Origin of the sequence: Microbacterium sp. MYb54, assembly GCF_002979515.1 — a bacterium.
In the GTDB taxonomy this organism is placed as follows: domain Bacteria; phylum Actinomycetota; class Actinomycetes; order Actinomycetales; family Microbacteriaceae; genus Microbacterium.
Window position 1 is genome coordinate 17,320 of the sequence record NZ_PCPA01000018.1, and the last position, 20,950, is coordinate 38,269.

Sequence of the window (20,950 nt, forward strand, 5' to 3'; positions counted from 1 at the left end):
CGGCTGCGCACGCTCACTCGATACCGAGTGCGTGCGCAGCCGCTGTCACCCCTTCACGGTCGGAGACCCCGAGCTTCCGATAGATGTTGCGCACATGGGTCTTCACGGTGTTCGGAGAGATGAACTCCTGCTGAGCGATCTCGCGAAGCGTGGCGTTCTGACTCAACGCCGCGAGCACGATGCGTTCGCGTCGCGTGAGTTCTTCGTTGATGAGCACCCCCGCCGCTGCGAGACGCTCACGGACGCAGTCGGCGAAACGTCCGCGGGCCCCGGGGGTGGCGCGTGCGGCGAGCAGACGCCAGACGACCGGTCCTGCGTCTGCGAAGCGCCTGACATGCTCCTCCGGCTCCGCCAGGGCCAGCGCGAACGCGAGTGACACCTGCGCCTGGTCGGGGTGTCCGGCTTGGACATCGAGACAGGCCGACACCAACCACGCATCGACCATCGACACGGGCAGCAGGCACTGCGCGCTCCCCTCCAGCACGGGCGCGATGGCGCGCCTGGCGCGGGCGAAGTCCTGGTCGTCGAGAGCCGCGATCGCACGGAGCACCGCGACGTCGCCGGTGGAACCGATGGCGCGCTCGATCTCGACGATGAAGCGGTCTCTCAGAGAGTGCTCGCCGAGACGGTCGAACACTCGTACCGCGGAAGCGCTCATCATCGCGTACCAATGAACCGGCAGCGGCATCTCTTCGCGAGGCGAAAGGTTCTCCAGCAGAGTGATCGCCGCCGCATGAGTGTCGATCGCGGAGTCGGCGTTCAGGAGCGCGATCATCCCTCGCAAGCCCCGCGCGATCGCGGGCTCTGCCCCCGACTCGATGATGCCGGTCGCCACCTGCAACGTCTCATCGACGTCGCCGACGACCATCCGCTCGAGCGGAACCCAGTAACGCCACACCCTCGTGACCTGGTAGAAGGAGTCGTCAGGATTGCCGAGATCGGCCCAGCGCTGGTCGAGGCGTGCGCCCGAACGGAGTACCTCGCTCATCCGTCCGCGGAACAGCTCGGCGGTGTTGAGGATGGCCGCGGCCTGCAGTTCGGCTGCCACGGTGCCGGCGGCGAGCGCGTGGTCGGACGCGAACCCGGCGAACCGGCCGGCGCGATCCAGGTGCCCCACGTACAGCTCGGCCATGGCAGCCTGGAGGAACACGTAGGTGTCCAGCTGCGATTCACCGGTGACCTCGTCCAGTACGAGCTCCAGACGGTCGAGGGTGTCGGGGATTCCCCCGCGCCGGACCGCGATGTGCAGGTCCAGGCCCTTCCGCCACTGCCGAACGACTGCTGACTCGTCCCCGCTCGTCGGCGAGTCGAGCACGGCTGCCGCCGCGGACGCATCGCCTCGCGCAAGTCGTGCGGAGGCGATCAGCAGCTGCACCGAGGGTTCGGCGAGCATGGAACGCGGAAGCTCAGCGGTGGCGGCGATCACTTCGCAGGCATACCCCATGAGAACGAGCTGCATCCCGCACTGACGCAGGATCAGGGACATCGAGGATGCGTCGCGACTGCGCGTCGCATGAGACAGTGCCAGCCGGTAGTCCTGCTCGGCAGCGAACCACTCTGCTGCCGCCTTCTCGAGCGCATCCACCACGCCGTGCCCGCGTTCCTTCAGCCGGGAGTACAGAAACTCCCTCAGCAGCGGGTGGTAGTGATACCCCGTCGGCTCGTCGCGATTCCGGCTGATGAGCACGTTGAGGCGGATGAGTTGCTCGATCAGGGCCGCTGCGGGAGCACCGCCGGTCAGCCGAGAAGCCAGTTCAGGGGTGAACGATTCGGGGACGGAGGTCAACACGAGGAACTCGCTGAGTTCATGGTCGAGGTCTGCGAAGACCTCCTCCACGAAGTAGTCGGTCACCGTCTGAGAGTCACCGCGCAACGGGAGCACGGTCGCGAAGGAGTCATGAAGCGCGGCCAGCTCCAGAAGCCGGAGCCCTGCCGCCCAGCCCTCGGTTCGCAGGAGCACCGATGTGATCTCGCCCTGCGAGAGGCTCATTCCTCTCCCGAGGAAGAACGACCTCACCTCTGCCGGGGTGAAGGCGAGGTCTTTGGCATCGAGTTCCAGCGCGATCCCGGCGATGCGTCGTCGGGCGAGCGGGATCCGGCGCGTTCCGCGTCCGGAGAGCACGACATGCGCGTTCCCCGGTACAGCGTTCACGAAAGCGGACAGCATGTCGCCGAGCCGATCGGTCTCGACGAGGTGGACGTCGTCGAGGATGATGACGATGCGTGGCTCGGCAGCTCGCAAGGACCGCGCCAGCGCGCGGGCCGTATCGGTCGACCACGTACGGGCGATTCTCGCCAGGCTCTCGCGCAGCCGCTCGTCATCGACACGTTCCAGTGCGAGTCGCAATGACTCCAGATCTGTGTCTCCGCGTTGCAGCGTGAGCCAGACCACCGCCGTGTCCACGTCCTCATCGGCGTCGAGCACGTGCGCCCACTGGGTGAGCAGTCGCGTCTTTCCCGCACCGGCCGGCGCCGACACCACCGTCAACGTCCAAGGCTCATCCATAGCGGCCGTGAGCCGGGCAAGCAGTCGAGGCCGTTCGACGTCGCCCGCGACCGCTGAGGGCATGAGAGCCCCCGCCGAATCCGGGTCTGGTAATACTGATGTCATCGGAACCCCCCGTAACATGTTAGGCGATACTCGCCCCTCTCCCATACGAAGTATCCCACCCTGGAGAACGCAGGCTCAAGCGACTTTCGTCTAGCCGCGAGTCACACGGATGACGTCCGCCGGCTCCTGACGAGGAGCGAGACGACAGAGGGGACCACCGCGCCGAAGAGAAGCGCGAGCCCGACTCCGATCAGGGTCTCGACGGCACGCTCGACGAACCGCTCCCCCGGGGGCTCCGGGGACGTCGTCATGATGAGCGTCAACGCGAGGAAGGTCGTGAATCCCGGGACGATGTACCAACGACTCTCCTGGATCGCACATGCCGCCCCGATGACGAGTCCGACCACGATCCCGACGACCGCATCGGCGGGGCTGAGCACAGCCATCGCCGCCGCAGCGAGAGCGCCGATCAACACCGAGGCCGCACGCCCTATACTTCGCGCGATGAGCTGGCCCCGCACCGGTCTCATGACCAGAAGCACGGCACCCGTCGCCCATCCGACGTGTTCGAGATCGAGCAGGAAGCCGAGCGTCGCCGCCGCCGCCGCCGCGGTGCCGAGCAGAAGTCCGTAGACCAGCATCGCTCGACCGCGCGGAACAGGAGGCGGCGGATGGGGCTTCTCATCGCGTTCCGGCCAGAGCAGTGTGAGGATCCAGGCGTAGACCGAACCGGCGACGATGCACGCCGCGAATCCGAGCACGGACGGCGACCACGAGAAGCTCAACCCGATTCCGGTCATCGGCAGCGCCAGGACGAGGACCAGCTGCCCCCAGCGCCCACGGGTCGCATTCAGGCTTGCGAGGACCGCGAGTCCGAAGACCGCGGCGACAGCGATGACGGGCCATGTCGACAGGAGTGATCCGAGAAGGAGACCGACCGCACTGAGCGCACCGACGAACGGGATGACCGCCCGACCGCGCCGACGCGGTGGGAGACCGAACGCCGCCGCCGGAACCACCCCGATTCCGAAGGCGACGGCCAACGACAGGTCGAAGGGAGCGACGGCCATCGCTGGCACCGCGAAGAGGAGCCCGAGACTGAACCGAGACCACCGCCAGCTCAGACCTGCGTGCTCGTCCACCCTGTCCACCTCGGCCCTACTGTCACCCGCATGTCGCTCGACACGACAGCCCCCCTCTCACGAGGGACAGCTGGCCGCCCCACTTGTGTGGAGCCAGCCTAGGGACGTCATCGGGCGAGCGTCAGGGCGCGTCGGTCACTTCACCCTGGTGAAGGCCGAGAGCTGTGGCCGCGATCGTCGATTCGGCGGCGGCGATGCCCTCCCGCACGGAGTCGTGGACGCGCCCCGCGGATTCGAGACCCGAGAACCACGGCGTACGCTCGGCGACGGCCGTCGCGGCCTCCGGCAGCGCGGCGAGGTGCAGCACGACTCCGAGCTGAGAGAGCTCGCGGTCGACGTTTTCCAGCGCCTCGAGCACGGTGATCGTCATCACCTCCTGCTGCTTCAGGCCGAGCACGAGCGCGTGGACCGGTTCGGCCTGCGCGCCGACCGTCTCGAGGATCATCCGCTCATTCGCCATCGCGTTCGCCGTGTAGAGACCGCGTTCCAGGTGGAGCCCCAGGGCACCGCCCGACCGGCCGACGATGGTCGCCTTCGGTACGTTCACTTCCCGCAGCACGAGGATCAGGGTCACGACGACGCCGATGGCGACAGCCGGCAGCAGACCTGCCGTGAGACCGAGGATGGCGACCGAGAGCGCGATCCAGAAGTCCACACGGCTGATCCGAGCCCAGCGCACGAGCTCGGGGATGTTGATGAGACCTGCGACGGCGACGAACACCATCGCGGCGAGCGTAGCCTCGGGCAGAAGGCTGAGAACCGGTCCGAGAAACAGGGCGACGAGAACTGCGAGCACCACGGTGGCGAGGGTCGCCACCTGCGAGCGCGCCCCTGCGCTCTGATTGACCGCGCTCTGCGAGAAGCCGCCGGCCGCAGGCATCGTTCCGAAGAAGGCCCCGACCGTGTTTGCGGCTCCGGTTGCGAACAGCTCCTGATCACTGTCGATCTGGGGCTCGGTGACCACGCGGAGACTGCGAGCGACGGCCGCGGATTCGAGGAACGCCATCACGGCGATCGCGAGCGCTCCAGGCACGAGTGCCACCGACTGGGTGAAGTCAGGTATGCCCGGAACGGGCAGGCCGCCCGGTACCGGTGCGATCAGGTCGACTCCGAGCTGATCGATGCCGGCCAGCCAGACCAGGAGAATGCCGCCGACCACCACGACCAGCGTGCCAGGGATCTTGGGGGCGAAGCGCTTGAGGAGGAGGATTACCGCGATCGATCCGGCGGACAGGGCGATCGTCGGCCAGTTCACACTTCCGAACGCCTGCGCCACCGCCCCGAGCGACTTGAGGAAGCCATGGCCGGAGAAGTTGTAGCTCTCCCCCAGCAGCTTCGGCAGCTGCCCGACCGCGACCGTCGCACCGACGCCGATCTTCAGCCCCAGGACCGTGGCGCCGCTGATGTTCTCCACGAGCGAGCCGAGCCGGCAGAGCCGCGCGATCAGCAGAATCGCGCCCACGAGCAGCGTCAACATCATCAGAGCGCCGATCGCGTCGTCCGATCCGGCGGCCACTCCAGCCGAAACCAGGGTCGTCGCCGTCAACGTCGCGATGGTCGAGGTCGTCGAGACACTCATCGCCCGACTCCCGCCGAGGAATGCGTAGACGAGCATCGGCAGGATGCAGGCGTACAGGCCGACCTGCACGGGCAGATTCGCGATCGTCGCGTAGGCCATCGCCTGCGGGATGACCACGGCACCCGCCGAGAGCCCGGCGACGACATCGCGGAGAATCCAGTTCCGGTGATAGCCCTCGACCGTACTGAACAGCCATGGCGGTCGTCTCGTCACGCTCCTCCACCTCTCCGTCATCGGGTCGTCAGAAGCGTACTGCGACGGGAACCCGGAGGAACACGGGTCGGGAGCTCGAACTAGCGGCTCACCCTGGTGAAGTCCCGTCAGGAGCAGTGCGTGGACTCCTGAGTACCGAGTATCGTCCGACGAGCCGCCGATATCGCGCGGAACAACTTTTTGAAGGAGTAGTCATGAGTTTTTGGGGATCGTTCTGGGACATCATCTGGTGGTTCTTCCTGGCATTCATCTTCATCTCCTACCTGTTCGCCCTGTTCGCGATCATCGCCGATCTCTTCCGTGACCGGAAGCTCAACGGCTGGTGGAAGGCCGTGTGGATCATCTTCCTGATCTTCGTCCCGTTCCTCACCGCGCTCGTGTACCTGATCGCACGTGGCTCCGGGATGGCGGAGCGCAGCAATGCCGAGGCCGCGAACGCCCGCAGCGCCGCTGACGCGTACATCCAGCAGGTCGCCGGCTCGAGCCCGAGCGAGGAGATCGCGAAGGCGAAGGCGCTCCTGGACTCCGGCACCATCACGGCCGAGGAGTACAACACCATCAAGGCCAAGGTTCTCCGCTAGAAGCTGGACTGTGGGCGTGCCCGGCTATTCCGGGCACGCCCACAGTTTCCCGTTTCGAGTTGTGCACAACTGCATCGCGTGCAATGCTTACATCATGCCGGTGACCGATGAGATGGTGTGCTTCTCGCTCTATTCCGCTGCGCGTGCCACGACGCAGGCATACCGCGCTCTGCTCGCCCCCTGGGGGCTGACCTACCCGCAGTACCTGGTGCTCGCCGCTCTCTGGCTCGACGGGGACCAGACGATCAGCTCCCTGGGAGAGGTGATGCGCCTGGACTCCGGAACCCTCTCCCCTCTCGTCCGCCGTCTCGAGCAGGCCGGGCTCGTGACGAAGGCCCGGAGCCGAGAAGACGAGCGCGTCGTCACGGTGACGCTCACCGACAAGGGACAAGACCTTCGCTCTGAGGTCGCACCGATCCACTCCACGATCACGTCGATCTCCGGGCTTCACGACGACGACCACCGCAGGCGGCTCATCGCCGAACTGCACGACATCACCGACCGCCTCCAGAAGGCGACCAACGACCTCGGCAGCGCCCACCAGGGCGACGCCCGCTGACCACGCCTCAGACAGAACGGAATCGCCATGCGCGCACTCATCCACCCCTCATTCGGCATCCCGGAAGAGGTCCTCCGAGTCGAAGACCGTCCCCTTCCCGAGCCCGGTACAGGCCAGGTGCGCCTGCGGGTAGTGCTCTCCCCCATCCACAACCACGATCTCTGGACGGTCCGCGGGACCTACGGCTTCAAGCCCGAGCTGCCCGCTGCGTCCGGCACCGAGGCTCTGGGCGTCGTCGATGCGCTCGGCGCGGGCGTCGAACATCTCGCGGTCGGCCAGCGAGTGGCCACCGGTGGCACCTTCGGCGCGTGGGCCGAGTACATCGTGACGAACGCCGCCGGGCTCATCCCCGTCCCGGACGGGCTCCCCGACGAGACGGCCGCGCAGCTCGTGTCGATGCCGTTCAGCACGATCACGCTGCTGGACTTCCTCGGTGCGCAGGAGGGCGATTGGATCGTCCAGAACGCCGCGAACGGCGCCGTCGGACGCATGCTCGCGCAGCTCGGCTCGGCGCGTGGCGTGAACGTCGTCGGCCTGGTGCGTCGAACCGCGGGGGTCGAGGAGCTCCACGAGCAGGGCATCGACAGGATCGTCGCCACCGATCAGCCCGATTGGAAGGAGCAGGTGGAGGCCCTCGCCGACGGCGCACCCATCATCGCGGGCGTCGACTCCGTCGGGGGTCCCGCCGCCGGGCAGGTGCTCTCGCTCCTCTCCGAGGGAGGAACCCTCGTCGCCTTCGGCGCGATGGACTCCCCGACCATGGAGATCGCCTCTTCCGATGTGATCTTCAAGCAGGCCACCGTGAAGGGCTTCTGGGGCAGCAAGGTGATCCCGAGCCTCGATCCGACCACTCGCAGCGCGCTGTTCGGCGAGCTCTTCCAGCGTCTCTCCGACGGCAGCCTGACTCTGCCCGTCGCTGGCGTCTTCGATGCCGCCGACATCAGCGCGGCAGTGCAGGCGAGCAACACGCCAGGACGCGTCGGCAAGGTGCTGCTCCGCTTCTGAACGCGTCTCGCCCGCTGGGGCTTTCCGATGTCGGCGCTCAGGAGCAGAGTGTGCGCATGGAGATCTCACTCACCCAACCCGAAGGACTCGTCGTCAGCCCCGCTTTCAGCCACGTGGCCGTCGTACCGCCCGGGGCGACGACGGTCTACGTCGGCGGTCAGAACGGCGTCGATGCCACAGGATCGATCGTCTCTGCCGATGCCGGCGAGCAATCCCTGCGCGCCGTCGAGAACGCCAGAATCGCCCTCGAATCCGTCGGCGCCGGACTCGACGACGTGATCAGCTGGACCGTTCTGATCCACCAGGACGCAGACCTGCGCGCGGCATACGGAGCGGTGGCATCGAGGCTCGCGCGGGAAGGAGCACCACCCCTCGTGACCGCAGCCCTCGTGGCAGGACTCGGAGTTCCCGGTGCCCTCATCGAGGTGAGCGCAGTCGCGGCCGTCATCCGCAACTGAGCGGGGTGTGCGCCGCGGGTGGACACCTGCGATGACGTGGCTGCTAGATCCGGCCCCGCACCGGCGTCCGCGCGGCGGTGTCCGTCTCGTCGGGCATCGTCATCTCCGCGCGCACGCCGAGAAGCCGCACCTCGCGGTCGGTGTCGAGTGTCGCCCCGAGCGCCACTGCCGCAGAGACGAAGTCCTCACGAGCGGCGGTGGGCCCGGCCAGTTTGCGGCCGATCGTCTTGGTCTCGAAGGGGGCATATCGCACCTTGAGGTGGACTCTGACGACCGGTCTGCCCTCGGCGGCGCAGTCATCGAATGCCTGGGCGGCGAGGTCGCGGATCGCCGCCTCGACCTGCTCCGGGTTCGTCAGATTCTGCTGGAAGGTCGTCTCGCGACTGTGGCTGCGCGCGACCCAGGGCGTGTCGTCGACCGTGCTCGGCCCCTGCCCTGATCCCAGCCCGTGATACCAGACGCCCATCCGCGGACCGAACTCGGTCACGAGCGTCTGCTCGTCGGCGTCAGCGAGCTCGCGGACGGTCGTGATGCCTTGTGCCGCCAGACGTTTCTGCACCTTCGATCCGACGCCCCAGAGGTCGCGCGTCGCCTTCTCCCCCATGACCTCGAACCAGTTGTCCGCTGTGAGCCGGAAGACGCCACGGGGCTTGCCGAACTCGGTCGCGATCTTCGCTCGCACCTTGTTGTCGCCGATGCCGACCGAGCAGTGCAGCTCTGTCGCGTCGAACACTGCGGCCTGCGCAGACCTCGCCACGGCTTCCGGGTCATCCGTCGTCACACCGAGGAAGCACTCGTCCCAGCCGACGACCTCGAGCACCACGTCGGGCAGAGCTCGAAGAGCGGCCATCACCTCGCCGGAGGCCACTGCGTACGCCTCGTGGTCGACCGGGAGGAAGACAGCGTCTTCCGGCGCCTTCCGTGCGGCGATCTTCAAAGGCATCCCCGAACCGATGCCGAACGCCCTCGCCTCATATGAGGCCGTCGAAACGACGGCGCGCTCGGTGGGGTCACCCCGGCCTCCGACGATCACCGGGAGGCCGACGAGCTCCGGTCGGCGCAGTACCTCGACCGCGGCGATGAACTGGTCCATATCCACGTGCAGCACCCAGTCGGCCATGCAACGAGTGTGACGGCTGTCGGGGCCGATGTCACCCCACGATCGTCAGCTGATCGCCACACCGATCGCAGTGCCGACCACGGCGAGCAGCGGCAACGCGCCCTGCATCGTCGCGGCTCGCACCTTGGAACGGTCGGAGAGAACCAGAACGAGAGCTGCAGCGAACATCATCGCGGTTCCCGCGAAGACCAGCGTCAGCCCGACGGTCTGGGCACCCACGATCACGAGACCGATCCCGAGAAGCGTCGTCAGCGCCAGGAACAGGTTGTAGAACCCCTGGTTGAATGCCAACTGCTTCATGGTGATGGCATCCGCCTCACTGGCGACACCGAAGATCTTCCTCGTCTCCGGGTCGGTCCACCTCAGCGATTCGAGCGCGAAGATGAAGACGTGGAACGCAGCGGCAGCTGCGGCGAGGACGAGTCCGACGATGAGCATGGGCTGATTCTCCCGTCCATGGACGCTCGGAGCAAGCCGACCGCCACCGCTACCTAGACGAGGAAGATCGGGAGCAGCCCGGGATTGTGTGCGTGCACGAGCACCGCGAACACGACGGCGTCGAACAGCAGGTGCACAGTGACGACGTAGGCGAGCGAATGCGTGCGGAGGAAGATGTATCCCTGGAGCAGCGCGAACGGGATGGTCAGCAGCGGTCCCCACTCGCGGTAGCCCAGCTCCCAGAGGAACGACACGAACACGATCGCCTGCAACAGGTTCGCGACGAGATCGGGGAAGTGCCGACGCAGCAGCGCGAACACCGTGCAGATGAAGAACAGTTCGTCCCAGATGCCGACTGCTCCGACGCCGACGAAGAGCCTCGCGATGAGGTCGGGCGTGTCGACCACCGGCCAGTTCTGGTAGACCCCGCTGGTGATGAAGTAGAAGGGCAGGATCAGCCAGCCGAGCACCAGCACCGCCACGAGCCAGCCCCACTGCAACCGCCCCCAGCGCTTATGGGTCCGCCAAGGGAAGCTGATCGCGCGATCGCGGTAGACGAACCTCGAGATGACGTACGGCACCGCGACCGCACCGCCCAGCGCGAGGGTGAATCGCAGCATCGCGAGGTTGTCGAGCTCCGCTGCCAACGGGATGATGCTCACGACCAGAAGACCGATCGCGATCAGGGAGAGGTCCCGCGTGAGAGACGGCGGCCTGTGCACACCGACCACGTCCGCGGTCTCCCGCCGAGCTCCCACGCGCACGACCTGATCCTCGGCCTGGCTGCCCCGCTCGATCAGCGCCGCCACAGCGATGCCGACCGCGAGGAGCATCCACCCGATCCAGGGGATCTCCAGCACGAAGAACGCAGGAGCTGCGGCGCACACGAGCAGTGCCGGCACGAAGCTCCACTGCTGCCTCGTGTCTCGCCGCGCGTCGGTCACGGGCGGGCCCTGCGCCGATACACGAGGTCGCGGATGTGTCGGCCCTTGGCGATGCCCTTGCGCTCGAACGCGGTCATCACACGTCCGTCGAAGCGATCGGCCCACTCTCCGTCGAACGCTCGCTCGAACAGCGGTTCGGCATCGAGCACCTCGCGCATCTGCAGTGCGTAGTCCTCCCAGTCGGTCGCGAGCCGCAGCAGTCCACCCTCGCGCAGCGCCCTCGCCGCGGTGTCTCCGAATCCGGGTCGTACCAAGCGTCGTTTGGTGTGCTTCTTCTTGTGCCACGGGTCGGGGAAGAAGATCCATACCTCGCGGGCGGCGGCCTCCGGCAGGTATGACGTCAACACCTCCGGGGCATTCGCCTCGACCACGCGCAGGTTCCGGGCACCCTCGCGATCAGCGTCGAGCATCGTCCGCGCGAGGCCCGCGCGGAACACCTCGACGGCCAGGAAATCGTCGTCCGGCCGAGATGAGGCCGCAGCCACGATCGCGTGCCCCTGACCCGAACCGATCTCGACGTAGAGGTCGGCCGCGCGTCCGTACTCGACCGACGGGTCGAGTCGGGCCTCCGGGTGCACAGACGTCCAGGCGACGTCTCGCGGCACATCGAGCAGGTAGTGCGGGCCGAGCTCGGAGAAGGCGCGTTCCTGCGCGTCGGACATCCGTCCGCTGCGGCGCACGAACGACACCGGCTCGTCTCGGAAAGTACGGGGTTCGGGCATGATTCCAGGGTAGCCGTCGGCGCCTCGGCCTCCGGCGCCTTCCGGAGCGTCGCTCAGGCTGCCGGTGCCGTCACGAAATCGATGAGCTCTTCCACGCGACCGAGCAGTGCGGGCTCCAGATCCCGATACGTCGTGACCTTCGAGAGAATGTGCTGCCATGCGCGAGCGGTGTCGGCCTGCGTCTCGTGCGGCCAGCCGAACGCACGGCAGATCCCGACCTTCCACTCGATGCCGCGCGGGATCTCGGGCCACTTCGCGATGCCGAGCGCGCGCGGAGTCACGCACTGCCAGACGTCGACGAAGGGATGCCCGACGATGCGGAGATGACGTCCGTGCGGGCCGCGCTCGACGGCCGCGGCGATTCGCGACTCCTTGGAACCGGGAACCAGGTGGTCCACCAGCACACCGTAGCGACGCGTCGCGCTCGGCGGTTCGGCGGCCAGCAGGTCGTCGAGCAGGTCGACACCCTGCAGGAACTCGACGACCACGCCTTCGGCGCGCAGATCGGCCCCCCACACCTTCTCGACGAGTTCGGCGTCGTGCTTACCCTCGACGAGGATGCGGCTGGGCAGGGCGACGCGGGCGCGCTGATCGGCGACGACGAACGATCCGGATGCGGTGCGCCGCGGGCCCTGCGCCTTCGCTGCCGGGACGACCAGGCGAACCGGAGCTCCATCGATGAGGAATCCACCGCCGAGAGGGAACAGTCTTCGGCGTCCGAGGCGGTCCTCCAGCTCGACGTTCCCACCCTGCACGCGCGTCACCGCACCGCAGAATCCGTCGTCGGCGACCTCCACCACGAGATCCGCCTCGGCCGCGACCTGCGGCACCTGCTTCGCGCCGCGGTCGCGCCAGCCTGTCGCCAGCACATCCGAACCGTACATGTCGTCCATGCCTCCCAGCGTATGTGCCTCCGCTGAGGGCGAACGGCGAACCCGCGCCGAGTGCTGTCGCGTGTCGGGCCCAGTGCATAGACTCATCACATGGTGCTCGGCTGCCGGTCGGAGGGAACACGATGACGAAACGGTGGCTCGCGCTGGCCGCACTCACGCTGGCCGCAGTCGCCGGAGCATTCGGCGCTTCTGCGGCATCGGCCACCGACCCGGTCACCCTCGACGCCGGGTACGTCACCGACCAGGCCGACGTGCTGAGCGCGGATGAAGAGGCAACCGTCGAAGCCCGCCTCCAGGAGCTGACCGACAACTCGAACGCCGATCTCTTCGTCGTTCTCGTCGACGACTTCACCAATCCCACCGACAACGTGCAGTGGGCCGACACGGTCGCTCAGAACAACAACCTCGGCACCGAGCAGTACCTCCTCGCGATCGCTGTCGACGGGCGCAGCTATTACATCTCCGCGGCGCCCGACGGCCCGGTGAGCTTCAGCCAGCTCGACAGCATCGAAGACAAGATGGTTCCCCTCGCGGCCGACTCCGACTGGGTCGGGGCGATCACGCTCGCCGCCGACGAGATCCAGGGAGACGGCGGTGCCGGCGCACTTCGCATCGGCCTGATCGTCGTCGCCGTCATCGCGGTCGCCCTGCTGCTCTGGCTCGTCATCGCGCTGGTGCGCCGTGCCCGCCGCAGGGCCGAGATCCGCGAGCGCGGAGCGATGCCGGAAACACCCGACCCTGCTGACCCGTTCTCCACGCTCACCGACCAGCAGGTCGAGACGCAGGCAGGGCTCGCCCTCGTGCAGGCTGACGACGCCATCACCTCGAGCAGGGAAGAGCTCGGTTTCGCCGTAGCCCAGTTCGGCGAAGGAGCGACCGAGGAGTTCACACGCGTCGTCGATGCCGCGAAGGCGAAGATCTCCGAGGCTTTCGACCTCAAGCAGAAGCTCGACGACGAGATCGAGGACACGATCCACGACCGCCGCGCCTGGCACATCCGGATCATCCAGATCGCTGACGAGATCGACGATGTGCTCGACGACAACACGGCGGCGTTCGACGCCCTCCGAAAGCTCGAGCAGAATGCGCCTCAGGAACTCGAGCGGGTTCGCGGTGAGCGTGCGGCATTGGACACCGTCCTCGCCGCCGCTGCACCGGCCCTCACAGCCCTGTCGGCGACGTACGATCCCGCGGCACTCAGCATGGTGGCTGACAACCCCGGCCAGGCCCGAGAGCGCGCCGAGCTCGCAGATCGTTCGATCGAGGCGGCCGTTCAGGCGATCGCCGCCGGCCGATCAGGAGAAGCGGCCTTCGCGATCCGAACCGCCGAACAGTCCGTGGCCCAGGCCGCGCAGCTCGCCCAGGCGGTGACGACACTCGGCACCGAACTCGCAGCGATCGAGACCCAGTCCCAGGCCCTCGTCGCCGAGCTGCAGGGAGACCTGGCGGCGGCGCAGCAGCTGCGCGATCCCACCGGCGCCATCGCGACCGCCGCTTCCGCGACCGCCCAGCAGCTCCAGCTCGCGCAGGCAGACCTCTCGAGCTCCGCACGCAACCCGCAGCGGGTGCTGGAAGCGCTCACCACCGCGAATGCCCAGATCGATGCCGCCATCGCGCAGGGCCGAGAGGGCGTCGAACGCGCCCGCCGAGTGCAACAGGTGCTCGAACAGACCCTCGCCCAGGCGAACTCCGAGATCCGCGCGGCACGGGAGTTCATCGAGACTCGTCGCGGGACGGTGGGTTCCACCGCACGCACTCGTCTCGCCAACGCCGAGGCCAGCCTGACCCAGGCGCTGAATCTGCGCGCGACCGATCCCGACGCCGCCCTGGCCGAAGCCAATCGGGCGCTCGCGCTCGCGGGCCAGGCGACCTCCGCTGCGCAGTCCGACGTCCAGGCCTACGCCCCTCCCGGCTACGACCAGAACGGGGGCGGACCCTTCGGCGGCTCCTCGTCGGGAGGCTCGGGAATCGGCGGCGATATCCTCGGTGGAATCATCGGCGGGTTGCTCGCCGGTGGCGGCGGCGGATCCTCGCGTCGCGGGAGCAGCAGCGGCTGGCGATCCTCCGGAGGCGGAGGCTTCCGCAGCTCGGGCTTCGGCGGCGGCGGCTCGCGCAGCAGCGGCCGCAGCGGACGATCGGGAGGTAGACGCTTCTGATCCGCTACACAGACACTTACGACAAGCTCTCGAAGACGCCCTCTGAAAGGAATCACGCATGACCAAGCAGTCCATCTTCGGACGTATCTCGACCCTCGTCCGCGCGAACATCAACTCCCTGCTGGACTCCGCAGAAGACCCGCAGAAGATGATCGACCAGCTCGTTCGCGACTACACGAACAGCATCGCCGACGCCGAGTCCGCCATCGCGGAGACCATCGGCAACCTGCGCCTGCTGGAGCGCGACCACGAGGAAGACGTCCAGGCGTCGACCGAATGGGGCAACAAGGCCCTCGCCGCCAGCCGCAAGGCCGACGAGATGCGCGGAAGCGGCAATGCCGCGGACGCCGACAAGTTCGACAACCTCGCCAAGATCGCTCTGCAGCGCCAGATCAGTGCGGAGCGCGAGGCCACGGGTGCTGAGCCGCAGATCGCCGCGCAGACCGAGATCGTCGACAAGCTCAAGAGCGGCCTGAACGGCATGAAGGACAAGCTCGTCGAGCTCAAGAACAAGCGCAGCGAGCTCCTCGCGCGCGCCAAGGTCGCCGAGGCGCAGACCAAGGTGCAGGACGCGGTGGGTTCGATCAACGTGCTCGACCCCACCAGCGAGCTGGGCCGGTTCGAGGACAAGGTCCGCCGCCAGGAGGCCATCGCGCAGGGCAAGATCGAGCTCGCAGCATCGAGCCTCGACGCCCAGTTCGAGAGCCTGGAAGACCTCGGCGAGCTGACCGAGGTCGAAGCTCGTCTCGCCGAGCTCAAGGCCGGCGGGAGCGCTCCCCGTCAGGCCATCGAAGGCAACTGACACGACTGGCGGATGCCCCGGCCCCGTGCCGGGGCATCCGCCCTCTCTTCTTCGGAGGCACCCATGGTGCGATTCCTCGTCATCCCGCAGTGGCAGGGCTCGCCCGCACCGCGCGCGATGCTCCTCACCGACGGCGCCGCAGCGATCGCCGGTGATCTCCCCCGGGCTGCGACGACCGTGCTCGACGTCCCGGTCGAGGCCGGTGAGTCACTGGGAACCGGAGTCCGCCGCCTGAGCGCTCTGCTGCGCACCCGTGAACTCGTGCATGGACACGTCGATTCCGACACCGTGGTGATCGGCGGCGACTGCAGCGTCACCGTCGCCGCCCTCGACTCGATCCCCGGAGGTACCGACGGCCTCGCGGTGGTGTGGTGCGATGCCCACGCCGACATGCACACCCCCGAGACCTCGCCGTCGGGCGCTTTCTCGGGCATGGCGCTGCGTGCGCTGCTCGGCGAGGGTGAGGAGCAGCTGGTGCTCTCTCCCCCGATTCGGGCCGACCGTGTGGTGACGGTCGGTATGCGCAATCTCGACGACGCGGAAGTCGAGCAGCTCGAACCGCTGTCGAATCTCTCGGTTGCCGACCTCGAACGGCCCGATGCGCTGCTCGACGCCGTCCGCGCGACAGGCGCTTCACGCGTGTGGGTGCACATCGATGTGGATGTGCTCGACCCCTCCGACTTCGCCGGTGTGTCGTCATCGGTGCCGTTCGGCCTCTCCCCGGCTGCGCTGAGCACCGCGATCCGTGCGCTGCGCACCGAGATCCCCCTCGCGGGGGCGACGATCTCCGGGTTTGCACCGAGGTCTCCGGCCGACTCCGTCGACGACCTCGGAGCACTGCTTCGCCTCGTAGGAGCCGTGGCATGACCGCGAGCACGGACTGGCGGCCCGCGGCAGAGAAGGCCCTCGCCCGCGGACGACGCTGCGACCGTCGCATCCCGTCCTTCCTGCTGCGCTCACCGGTCAGTCGTCTCGGCTATGCATGGGGCACCGCGGTCGGCTGGCTCTGGGGCTCGCTCTGGAGCACCGGCCCCGTCGAACGTCGCGCAGGACTCTGGGTCTTCCAGGGCATGCCGAAGTGGACCTTCAATCGTGGCGGAGTGTGCGTCGGCGGATGCTTCCTCACCGGCGACGTGCGCCCGACGGATGCCGTTCTCCGCCACGAGGCCGTACACAAGGCGCAATGGCTGCGTTACGGCTTCCTGATGCCGGTGCTGTATCTGTTCGCCGGGAGAGACCCGCTGCGCAATCGCTTTGAGATCGAAGCGGGGCTCGAAGACGGCAACTACGTGCGGCGGTCGCGCTGACGGAGCGCAGTCTGCCGATCAGAAGAGCGCAGATCAGCGCTCGACGGGCAGCAGACCGAAGCGCTCAGGAGCATGGATGAGCGCTGGCGAGATCTCCAACGTACTCGTCAGGTGCTCGACGATGTCGGCAGTTCCCAGGTAGCCGCCGAGCAACGTGACGTGAGTCTCGATCTCGTCGTCGCACATCATCTCATCCGCCCAGGCACAGGTCGCACGCGCCAGGGCCTGTCCGGGAGCGCACGCCCGGCCGCTGCCGGGGGCGCCGGAGCGCTGTTCGCGAGCGAGCCAGGTGACCGTCATCCGACCGGGTGCATCGATGACGCCGATGTCGGCGACCTCGGGTACCTCGATGAAGATGCGGCCGGAAGCGCACAGCGGCAGAGTCGTCAGGAACAACTCGAGCTCGGTGAGCGACTGCTCGTCGGCAGTCACCAGGTGGTGCGCGCGCTGACGTGCTGCGCGGCGTTCGGCGCGCGTGCCGCGGGTCTCGAGCGAGGTGTTCATGGTGTATTTATCGTACACCAAGTGAAGGCTTGCCTAACCTTGCATCAGCTGGATGCCAGCCCCGCGGTCTCCGGCGAGGAAAAGGGCTCGACGAGCGCCGCCGACAGCGCGGCCAACTCGGACTCGGTCATCCCCTGCGCGCGCAGATACCCGGCAGCGGAACCCCACCGTTCGTCGACCTGCTCCAGCAGACGACGCATGACGGGTGCCGGAGATTGTGTCGCGAGGGCCACCGCGTGCACCGCTTCCGGGTGCTGGGTCCGCAGGTATTCGGCGATCCGATGCGTGCGTTGAACGGGAAGCTGAGACTCGGTGAGCGCGTAATCGGCGATCACGGCCTCCCGATCGGCGCCGACTGCGGAGAGCGCGAGAGCGACGGTCACGCCCGTCCGGTCTTTGCCGACGGTGCAGTGCACCAACGTGCGCTCCCCCGCGGCGATGATGCGGATGGCCTCGACGAGCCGTTCCCCACTCTCTTCGAGGAGATGCAGATAGAGGTCTTCCAGGCTGGTGTCGGCCTCGAAGAACGATCGGACCGACCCCAGGAACAGAGGAAGGTGCGTCGTGTCCGGCCCCTCGATCTCGGTCGGCTCCGCCGCGACCTCTTCACCGTCACGAAGATCGACGATGTGCTGCACGTTCGCACGCAGCGCGGCGGCGCCAGTGGTGGTCGCACCCGAGAGCTGTCCGGACCGCAGCAGCACGCCGGAGCGGATACGACCGCCCTTCGCGGGGATGCCACCGACGTCGCGGACGTTCGAGACACCCTCGACCTCGAGGATGGTCATGCCTGCGCCTGCGTGGCGCGAACCGGCACGGGGTAGCGGCCGGCGATCACGACCCGGTTGAACGCGTTGATGGAGACACAGGCCCAGCTGAGAGCCGCGTACTCCTTCTCGGTGAAAACGCCGCCGACGAGATCGTAGACCTCGTCGGAGATCCCCTCGTCGGCGATGAAGGTGAAAGCCTCGGCGAGTTCGAGCGCCGCGCGCTCCCGGTCGCTGAAGACACCGCTCTCGCGCCAGGTCGGGATCTGCGTGAGCGTATCGGCGTCGATGCCGGCCGCGACCGCCCTGTCGACATGGATCCGCGCGCAGTAGGCGCACCCGTTGAGCTGCGAGCAGTGGATCATGACGATCTCCTTGAGACGATCATCGATGCCGTTGGCCGCGCAGATCTGCCCCACCGTCTTCGAGAACGCGTCAAGTGCCTGATACGCGGCAGGCTCGGTCTTGGACAGGTGCACACGCGTCTCGCTCATGACTCCATGATATTCGGCGTGCGGCGGCGAGGCCCAGTGCGGTGCGTCATCGATGAAATGCAGATTGATAACAAAACGACGTAACTCTGAGTCATAATGCGAGACGGCGAGACGCAATCACTTGCGATTCTGCTCTCCCATTTCCTGCATGTCTGCACGAGGGCGCAGAATATGGACGTGGCGATCGACATCAGCGAGTTCAGCTATCTTCCCGCACAAGCCGATGCGCTCGGCGTCCCGCTCCCCGAAGTGGAGCGACTCACGCTCTCCCTCGCCGACGGCCGCACATTGAGCGCCCTGAGGTTCGGAACCGACGCCCCGCGCGTGACGCTGCTGCACGGAGCCGGCTTGAACGCACACACCTGGGACACCACATCACTCGCTCTGCAGCAGCCCCTGCTCGCGATCGACCTCGCCGGCCATGGCGACTCCTCCTGGCGAGATGACATAGATTACACACCACGCACGCTCGCCGGCGACGTGGCCGCAGCTCTCGACGCCTGGACCACGCAGCCGCAGGTGGTCGTCGGACAGTCGCTCGGCGGACTGACCGGTGCCGCCCTCGCGGCCGCTCGACCCGACCTCGTGTCCGAGCTCATCATCATCGACATCACCCCGGGCATCGACGTCACGGCCGGGCCAGCGGCTCTGAGGGAGTTCTACGCCGGTCCCACCGACTTCGCCTCCCGCGACGAGCTGGTCGACAAGGCGATGTCGCTCGGGTTCGGTGGTTCCCGTCCGGAGACCGAGCGCGGCGTCTTCCTGAACACGCGCGAGCGCGCGGACGGGCGCGTGGAGTGGAAGCACCACTTCGCGCATCTCGCCGCGCAGACACTCGCAGCCCATGACGCCGGATCGGCGACGGCTCCGTCTGCCCTGCACGAAACGGGGTGGGACGACCTCGCCGCGGTCAGCGCCCCCATCACGCTCGTGCGCGCCGCGCGCGGGTTCGTGAGCGAAGCGGATGCCGCAGAGTTCCGCCGGCGTGTACCCGACGCTCGCCTCGTGGTCCTCGACGCGACGCACAACGTGCAGGAGACGGCACCGGTCGCTCTGGCCACCCTCATCGAATCGGCATCCTCCGCCCGCGGAATATGACGTTCCGTTCCACACCCGACCCGCACCCCGCCACGCAACCCTAGGCTCGATCCAACGGCACACAGCACCTGCCGCACCGAGAGGAAACGCCCATGTTCCGACGTACCCGACGTCTCGCGCTGATATCCGCGCTCGCGGCCACCGCCGTGATCCTGAGCGCCTGCTCCGGCACTCCCGACCAGGAGCCCACCAGCGCCCCGAGCACACCCGACCCGAGCGCCACCCTCCACGTCGGTCTCGTCCTCGAACCGACCAACCTCGACATCCGGCACACCAGCGGCGCCGCGCTCGAGCAGATCCTCATCGACAACATCTACGAAGGCCTCGTGACCCGCACGCAGGACAACGAGATCGAGGGCCGCCTCGCCTCCGACTACGAGGTGTCATCCGACGGTCTCACCTACACGTTCACCCTGAACGACGGAGTCGTCTTCCACGACGGCACGCCGCTCACGTCTGCCGACGTCGTCTCCTCGTACGAGACCGTGCGCACCGATGCGACCGTGCAGGGCAACGCCGATTTCGCCTCGGTCACATCGATCACGGCACCGGACCCCACCACGGTCGAGATCGTGCTGTCCGCACCGAATCAGAACTTCCTGTTCGCACTCACCGGTCCCGCAGGCCTCGTGTTCAAGAGCGGTGACACCACCGACCTCAAGACGGCGGAGAACGGCACCGGCCCCTTCACGCTCACACGCTGGAACAAGGGCAGCACCATCACGTTCGCGCGCAACGACGCCTATTGGGGCGAGCAGGCCGGTGTCGCCCAGGTCGAGTTCCAGTACATCCCCGACTTCACCGCCGGCGTCAACGCGGCGCTGGCAGGCGATGTCGACGTGCTCACCGCCGTCGACCCGAACCTCGCGCCTCAGCTCGAGGACTCCGGTGACTTCGCTCTGACGAAGGGGCGCACGACCGACAAGGCGACCCTGGCATTCAACAACAAGAAGGCACCCCTCGACGACGTCCGCGTGCGCGAAGCGCTGCGCCTGGCCATCGACCATGAGGCGCTCATCGAGGCCGTCGGCGCCGGTACCGCGCTGTACGGTCCGATCCCCGAGCTCGACCCCGGCTACGAAGACCTGTCGGATGTGATCTCCTACGACCCGGAGAAGGCGAAGAAGCTGCTCGCCGAAGCCGGCCAGGAAGACCTGGAGCTGACCCTCACGATCCCTTCGTTCTATGGCACGACGGTGCCCAAGGTGCTGATCTCGGACTTCAAGAAGGTGGGCGTGACCCTCGACGTGAAGTCGGTCGAGTTCCCGACGTGGCTCGAGGACGTCTACACCAACCACGACTACGACCTCAGCTTCGTGCTGCACGTCGAGCCGCGCGACTTCGGCAACTTCGCGAACCCCGACTACTACTTCGGATACGACAACGCCAAGGTCCAGGATCTGTACGCGAAGGCCCTCGCGGAGGTCGACCCGAAGAAGTCGGCCGAACTCCTCGCACAGGCCGCGAAGATCGTCTCAGAGGATCACGCCGCCGACTGGCTGTACAACGGTGAGACCATCACCGCCGTGAGCCCGATCGTGACCGGCTTCCCCGAGGACTCGATCAACTCGCGCATCAACCTGGCCGGAGTCACCGTCTCCGCTGAGAAATAGCGAG

General features: G+C 67.4%; 21 protein-coding genes. 10 read left to right on the forward strand and 11 right to left on the reverse strand.

From position 1 onward, the window contains the following. Positions 1-13: 13 nt before the first annotated feature. The 3 genes from CQ040_RS21190 to CQ040_RS16100 all read right to left on the reverse strand — a co-directional run bounded on the left by CQ040_RS21190 (position 14) and on the right by CQ040_RS16100 (position 5,485). Complete coding sequence (locus tag CQ040_RS21190; protein WP_181156982.1) at positions 14-2,569, reverse strand: LuxR C-terminal-related transcriptional regulator; 2,556 nt, start codon at positions 2,567-2,569, stop codon at positions 14-16. Positions 2,570-2,712: 143 nt separating this feature from the next. Continuing rightward, the gene (locus tag CQ040_RS16095; protein ID WP_258131520.1) at positions 2,713-3,693 is read right to left on the reverse strand and encodes an FUSC family protein; all 981 of its coding nucleotides are present in this window, start codon (positions 3,691-3,693) and stop codon (positions 2,713-2,715) included. A gap of 121 nt (positions 3,694-3,814) precedes the next feature. Next, positions 3,815-5,485: a SulP family inorganic anion transporter gene (locus CQ040_RS16100; RefSeq protein ID WP_258131522.1), complete on the reverse strand. Its 1,671-nt coding sequence runs from the start codon at positions 5,483-5,485 to the stop codon at positions 3,815-3,817. 194 nt (positions 5,486-5,679) lie between these two features. Here CQ040_RS16100 and CQ040_RS16105 point away from each other — a divergent pair, with 194 nt between their 5' ends. The 4 genes from CQ040_RS16105 to CQ040_RS16120 all read left to right on the forward strand — a co-directional run bounded on the left by CQ040_RS16105 (position 5,680) and on the right by CQ040_RS16120 (position 8,088). Further along, positions 5,680-6,066: an SHOCT domain-containing protein gene (locus CQ040_RS16105; RefSeq protein WP_105527866.1), complete on the forward strand. Its 387-nt coding sequence runs from the start codon at positions 5,680-5,682 to the stop codon at positions 6,064-6,066. A gap of 94 nt (positions 6,067-6,160) precedes the next feature. Then, positions 6,161-6,625 (forward strand): MarR family winged helix-turn-helix transcriptional regulator, encoded by a 465-nt coding sequence (locus tag CQ040_RS16110; protein ID WP_181156978.1) that lies wholly within the window; start codon positions 6,161-6,163, stop codon positions 6,623-6,625. 27 nt (positions 6,626-6,652) lie between these two features. Next, positions 6,653-7,630, forward strand: coding sequence for a zinc-binding dehydrogenase (locus CQ040_RS16115; protein ID WP_105527867.1), 978 nt, complete (start codon positions 6,653-6,655; stop codon positions 7,628-7,630). Positions 7,631-7,686: 56 nt separating this feature from the next. Further along, positions 7,687-8,088 (forward strand): RidA family protein, encoded by a 402-nt coding sequence (locus CQ040_RS16120; protein WP_105527868.1) that lies wholly within the window; start codon positions 7,687-7,689, stop codon positions 8,086-8,088. 43 nt (positions 8,089-8,131) lie between these two features. Here CQ040_RS16120 and CQ040_RS16125 read toward each other — a convergent pair whose 3' ends face one another. The 5 genes from CQ040_RS16125 to CQ040_RS16145 are packed head-to-tail and all read right to left on the reverse strand — an operon-like array spanning position 8,132 to position 12,205. After that, positions 8,132-9,208: a DNA polymerase IV gene (locus tag CQ040_RS16125; RefSeq protein WP_181156976.1), complete on the reverse strand. Its 1,077-nt coding sequence runs from the start codon at positions 9,206-9,208 to the stop codon at positions 8,132-8,134. Between the two features lie 45 nt (positions 9,209-9,253). Next, positions 9,254-9,646, reverse strand: a complete 393-nt coding sequence (locus tag CQ040_RS16130; protein ID WP_105527869.1) for a DUF1304 domain-containing protein — start codon at positions 9,644-9,646, stop codon at positions 9,254-9,256. 53 nt (positions 9,647-9,699) lie between these two features. Then, positions 9,700-10,590, reverse strand: coding sequence for a CPBP family intramembrane glutamic endopeptidase (locus CQ040_RS16135; RefSeq protein ID WP_105527870.1), 891 nt, complete (start codon positions 10,588-10,590; stop codon positions 9,700-9,702). Beyond that, entirely contained in the window at positions 10,587-11,312 is a 726-nt protein-coding gene (trmB, locus tag CQ040_RS16140) for a tRNA (guanosine(46)-N7)-methyltransferase TrmB (RefSeq protein ID WP_105527871.1), read from the reverse strand. Before trmB ends, CQ040_RS16135 begins: the two co-directional genes overlap by 4 nt. A 53-nt stretch (positions 11,313-11,365) precedes the next feature. Then, the gene (locus CQ040_RS16145; RefSeq protein WP_105527872.1) at positions 11,366-12,205 is read right to left on the reverse strand and encodes a DUF3097 domain-containing protein; all 840 of its coding nucleotides are present in this window, start codon (positions 12,203-12,205) and stop codon (positions 11,366-11,368) included. A gap of 122 nt (positions 12,206-12,327) precedes the next feature. Here CQ040_RS16145 and CQ040_RS21085 point away from each other — a divergent pair, with 122 nt between their 5' ends. The 4 genes from CQ040_RS21085 (at position 12,328) to CQ040_RS16165 (ending at position 16,470) form a co-directional block, all read left to right on the forward strand. Beyond that, positions 12,328-14,361, forward strand: coding sequence for a TPM domain-containing protein (locus tag CQ040_RS21085; protein WP_105527873.1), 2,034 nt, complete (start codon positions 12,328-12,330; stop codon positions 14,359-14,361). Between the two features lie 58 nt (positions 14,362-14,419). Next, positions 14,420-15,163, forward strand: a complete 744-nt coding sequence (locus CQ040_RS16155) for a PspA/IM30 family protein (RefSeq protein ID WP_028502939.1) — start codon at positions 14,420-14,422, stop codon at positions 15,161-15,163. 63 nt (positions 15,164-15,226) lie between these two features. Continuing rightward, positions 15,227-16,030 (forward strand): arginase family protein, encoded by an 804-nt coding sequence (locus CQ040_RS16160; protein ID WP_105527874.1) that lies wholly within the window; start codon positions 15,227-15,229, stop codon positions 16,028-16,030. Beyond that, positions 16,027-16,470 (forward strand): Fe-S oxidoreductase, encoded by a 444-nt coding sequence (locus CQ040_RS16165; protein ID WP_105527875.1) that lies wholly within the window; start codon positions 16,027-16,029, stop codon positions 16,468-16,470. Before CQ040_RS16160 ends, CQ040_RS16165 begins: the two co-directional genes overlap by 4 nt. A gap of 33 nt (positions 16,471-16,503) precedes the next feature. On the opposite strand, the gene CQ040_RS16170 is transcribed toward CQ040_RS16165, so the two are convergent. From CQ040_RS16170 to CQ040_RS16180, 3 genes are read right to left on the reverse strand one after another with little or no spacing between them, the layout of a single operon-like run. Further along, complete coding sequence (locus CQ040_RS16170) at positions 16,504-16,974, reverse strand: SIP domain-containing protein (RefSeq protein WP_105527876.1); 471 nt, start codon at positions 16,972-16,974, stop codon at positions 16,504-16,506. Between the two features lie 44 nt (positions 16,975-17,018). Further along, positions 17,019-17,762, reverse strand: coding sequence for a tyrosine-protein phosphatase (locus CQ040_RS16175; RefSeq protein WP_105527877.1), 744 nt, complete (start codon positions 17,760-17,762; stop codon positions 17,019-17,021). Continuing rightward, entirely contained in the window at positions 17,759-18,235 is a 477-nt protein-coding gene (locus CQ040_RS16180) for a carboxymuconolactone decarboxylase family protein (RefSeq protein WP_105527878.1), read from the reverse strand. The genes CQ040_RS16175 and CQ040_RS16180 overlap by 4 nt, the downstream gene beginning before the upstream one ends. Positions 18,236-18,406: 171 nt before the next feature. Here CQ040_RS16180 and CQ040_RS16185 point away from each other — a divergent pair, with 171 nt between their 5' ends. Both CQ040_RS16185 and CQ040_RS16190 read left to right on the forward strand, forming a co-directional pair. Beyond that, positions 18,407-19,333, forward strand: a complete 927-nt coding sequence (locus CQ040_RS16185; protein WP_105527879.1) for an alpha/beta fold hydrolase — start codon at positions 18,407-18,409, stop codon at positions 19,331-19,333. Positions 19,334-19,425: 92 nt separating this feature from the next. Continuing rightward, positions 19,426-20,946 carry an ABC transporter substrate-binding protein gene (locus tag CQ040_RS16190; protein ID WP_105527880.1) on the forward strand — a complete coding sequence of 507 codons (1,521 nt, stop codon included), beginning with the start codon at positions 19,426-19,428 and terminating at the stop codon, positions 20,944-20,946. Positions 20,947-20,950: the final 4 nt, after the last annotated feature.

Excerpts from the sequence above, each read along its gene's own strand:
- CQ040_RS16155 (WP_028502939.1), top strand. The coding sequence starts at position 14,420 with ATGACCAAGCAGTCCATCTTCGGACGTATCTCGACCCTCGTCCGCGCG.
- CQ040_RS16185 (WP_105527879.1), top strand. The coding sequence starts at position 18,407 with ATGGACGTGGCGATCGACATCAGCGAGTTCAGCTATCTTCCCGCACAA.
- CQ040_RS16120 (WP_105527868.1), top strand. The coding sequence starts at position 7,687 with ATGGAGATCTCACTCACCCAACCCGAAGGACTCGTCGTCAGCCCCGCT.
- CQ040_RS16110 (WP_181156978.1), top strand. The coding sequence starts at position 6,161 with ATGCCGGTGACCGATGAGATGGTGTGCTTCTCGCTCTATTCCGCTGCG.
- CQ040_RS21085 (WP_105527873.1), top strand. The coding sequence starts at position 12,328 with ATGACGAAACGGTGGCTCGCGCTGGCCGCACTCACGCTGGCCGCAGTC.
- CQ040_RS16115 (WP_105527867.1), top strand. The coding sequence starts at position 6,653 with ATGCGCGCACTCATCCACCCCTCATTCGGCATCCCGGAAGAGGTCCTC.
- CQ040_RS16165 (WP_105527875.1), top strand. The coding sequence starts at position 16,027 with ATGACCGCGAGCACGGACTGGCGGCCCGCGGCAGAGAAGGCCCTCGCC.
- CQ040_RS21190 (WP_181156982.1), bottom strand. The coding sequence starts at position 2,569 with ATGCCCTCAGCGGTCGCGGGCGACGTCGAACGGCCTCGACTGCTTGCC.
- CQ040_RS16145 (WP_105527872.1), bottom strand. The coding sequence starts at position 12,205 with ATGGACGACATGTACGGTTCGGATGTGCTGGCGACAGGCTGGCGCGAC.
- CQ040_RS16180 (WP_105527878.1), bottom strand. The coding sequence starts at position 18,235 with ATGAGCGAGACGCGTGTGCACCTGTCCAAGACCGAGCCTGCCGCGTAT.
- CQ040_RS16175 (WP_105527877.1), bottom strand. The coding sequence starts at position 17,762 with ATGACCATCCTCGAGGTCGAGGGTGTCTCGAACGTCCGCGACGTCGGT.
- CQ040_RS16190 (WP_105527880.1), top strand. The coding sequence starts at position 19,426 with ATGTTCCGACGTACCCGACGTCTCGCGCTGATATCCGCGCTCGCGGCC.
- trmB (WP_105527871.1), bottom strand. The coding sequence starts at position 11,312 with ATGCCCGAACCCCGTACTTTCCGAGACGAGCCGGTGTCGTTCGTGCGC.
- CQ040_RS16125 (WP_181156976.1), bottom strand. The coding sequence starts at position 9,208 with ATGGCCGACTGGGTGCTGCACGTGGATATGGACCAGTTCATCGCCGCG.
- CQ040_RS16160 (WP_105527874.1), top strand. The coding sequence starts at position 15,227 with ATGGTGCGATTCCTCGTCATCCCGCAGTGGCAGGGCTCGCCCGCACCG.
- CQ040_RS16130 (WP_105527869.1), bottom strand. The coding sequence starts at position 9,646 with ATGCTCATCGTCGGACTCGTCCTCGCCGCAGCTGCCGCTGCGTTCCAC.
- CQ040_RS16170 (WP_105527876.1), bottom strand. The coding sequence starts at position 16,974 with ATGAACACCTCGCTCGAGACCCGCGGCACGCGCGCCGAACGCCGCGCA.
- CQ040_RS16105 (WP_105527866.1), top strand. The coding sequence starts at position 5,680 with ATGAGTTTTTGGGGATCGTTCTGGGACATCATCTGGTGGTTCTTCCTG.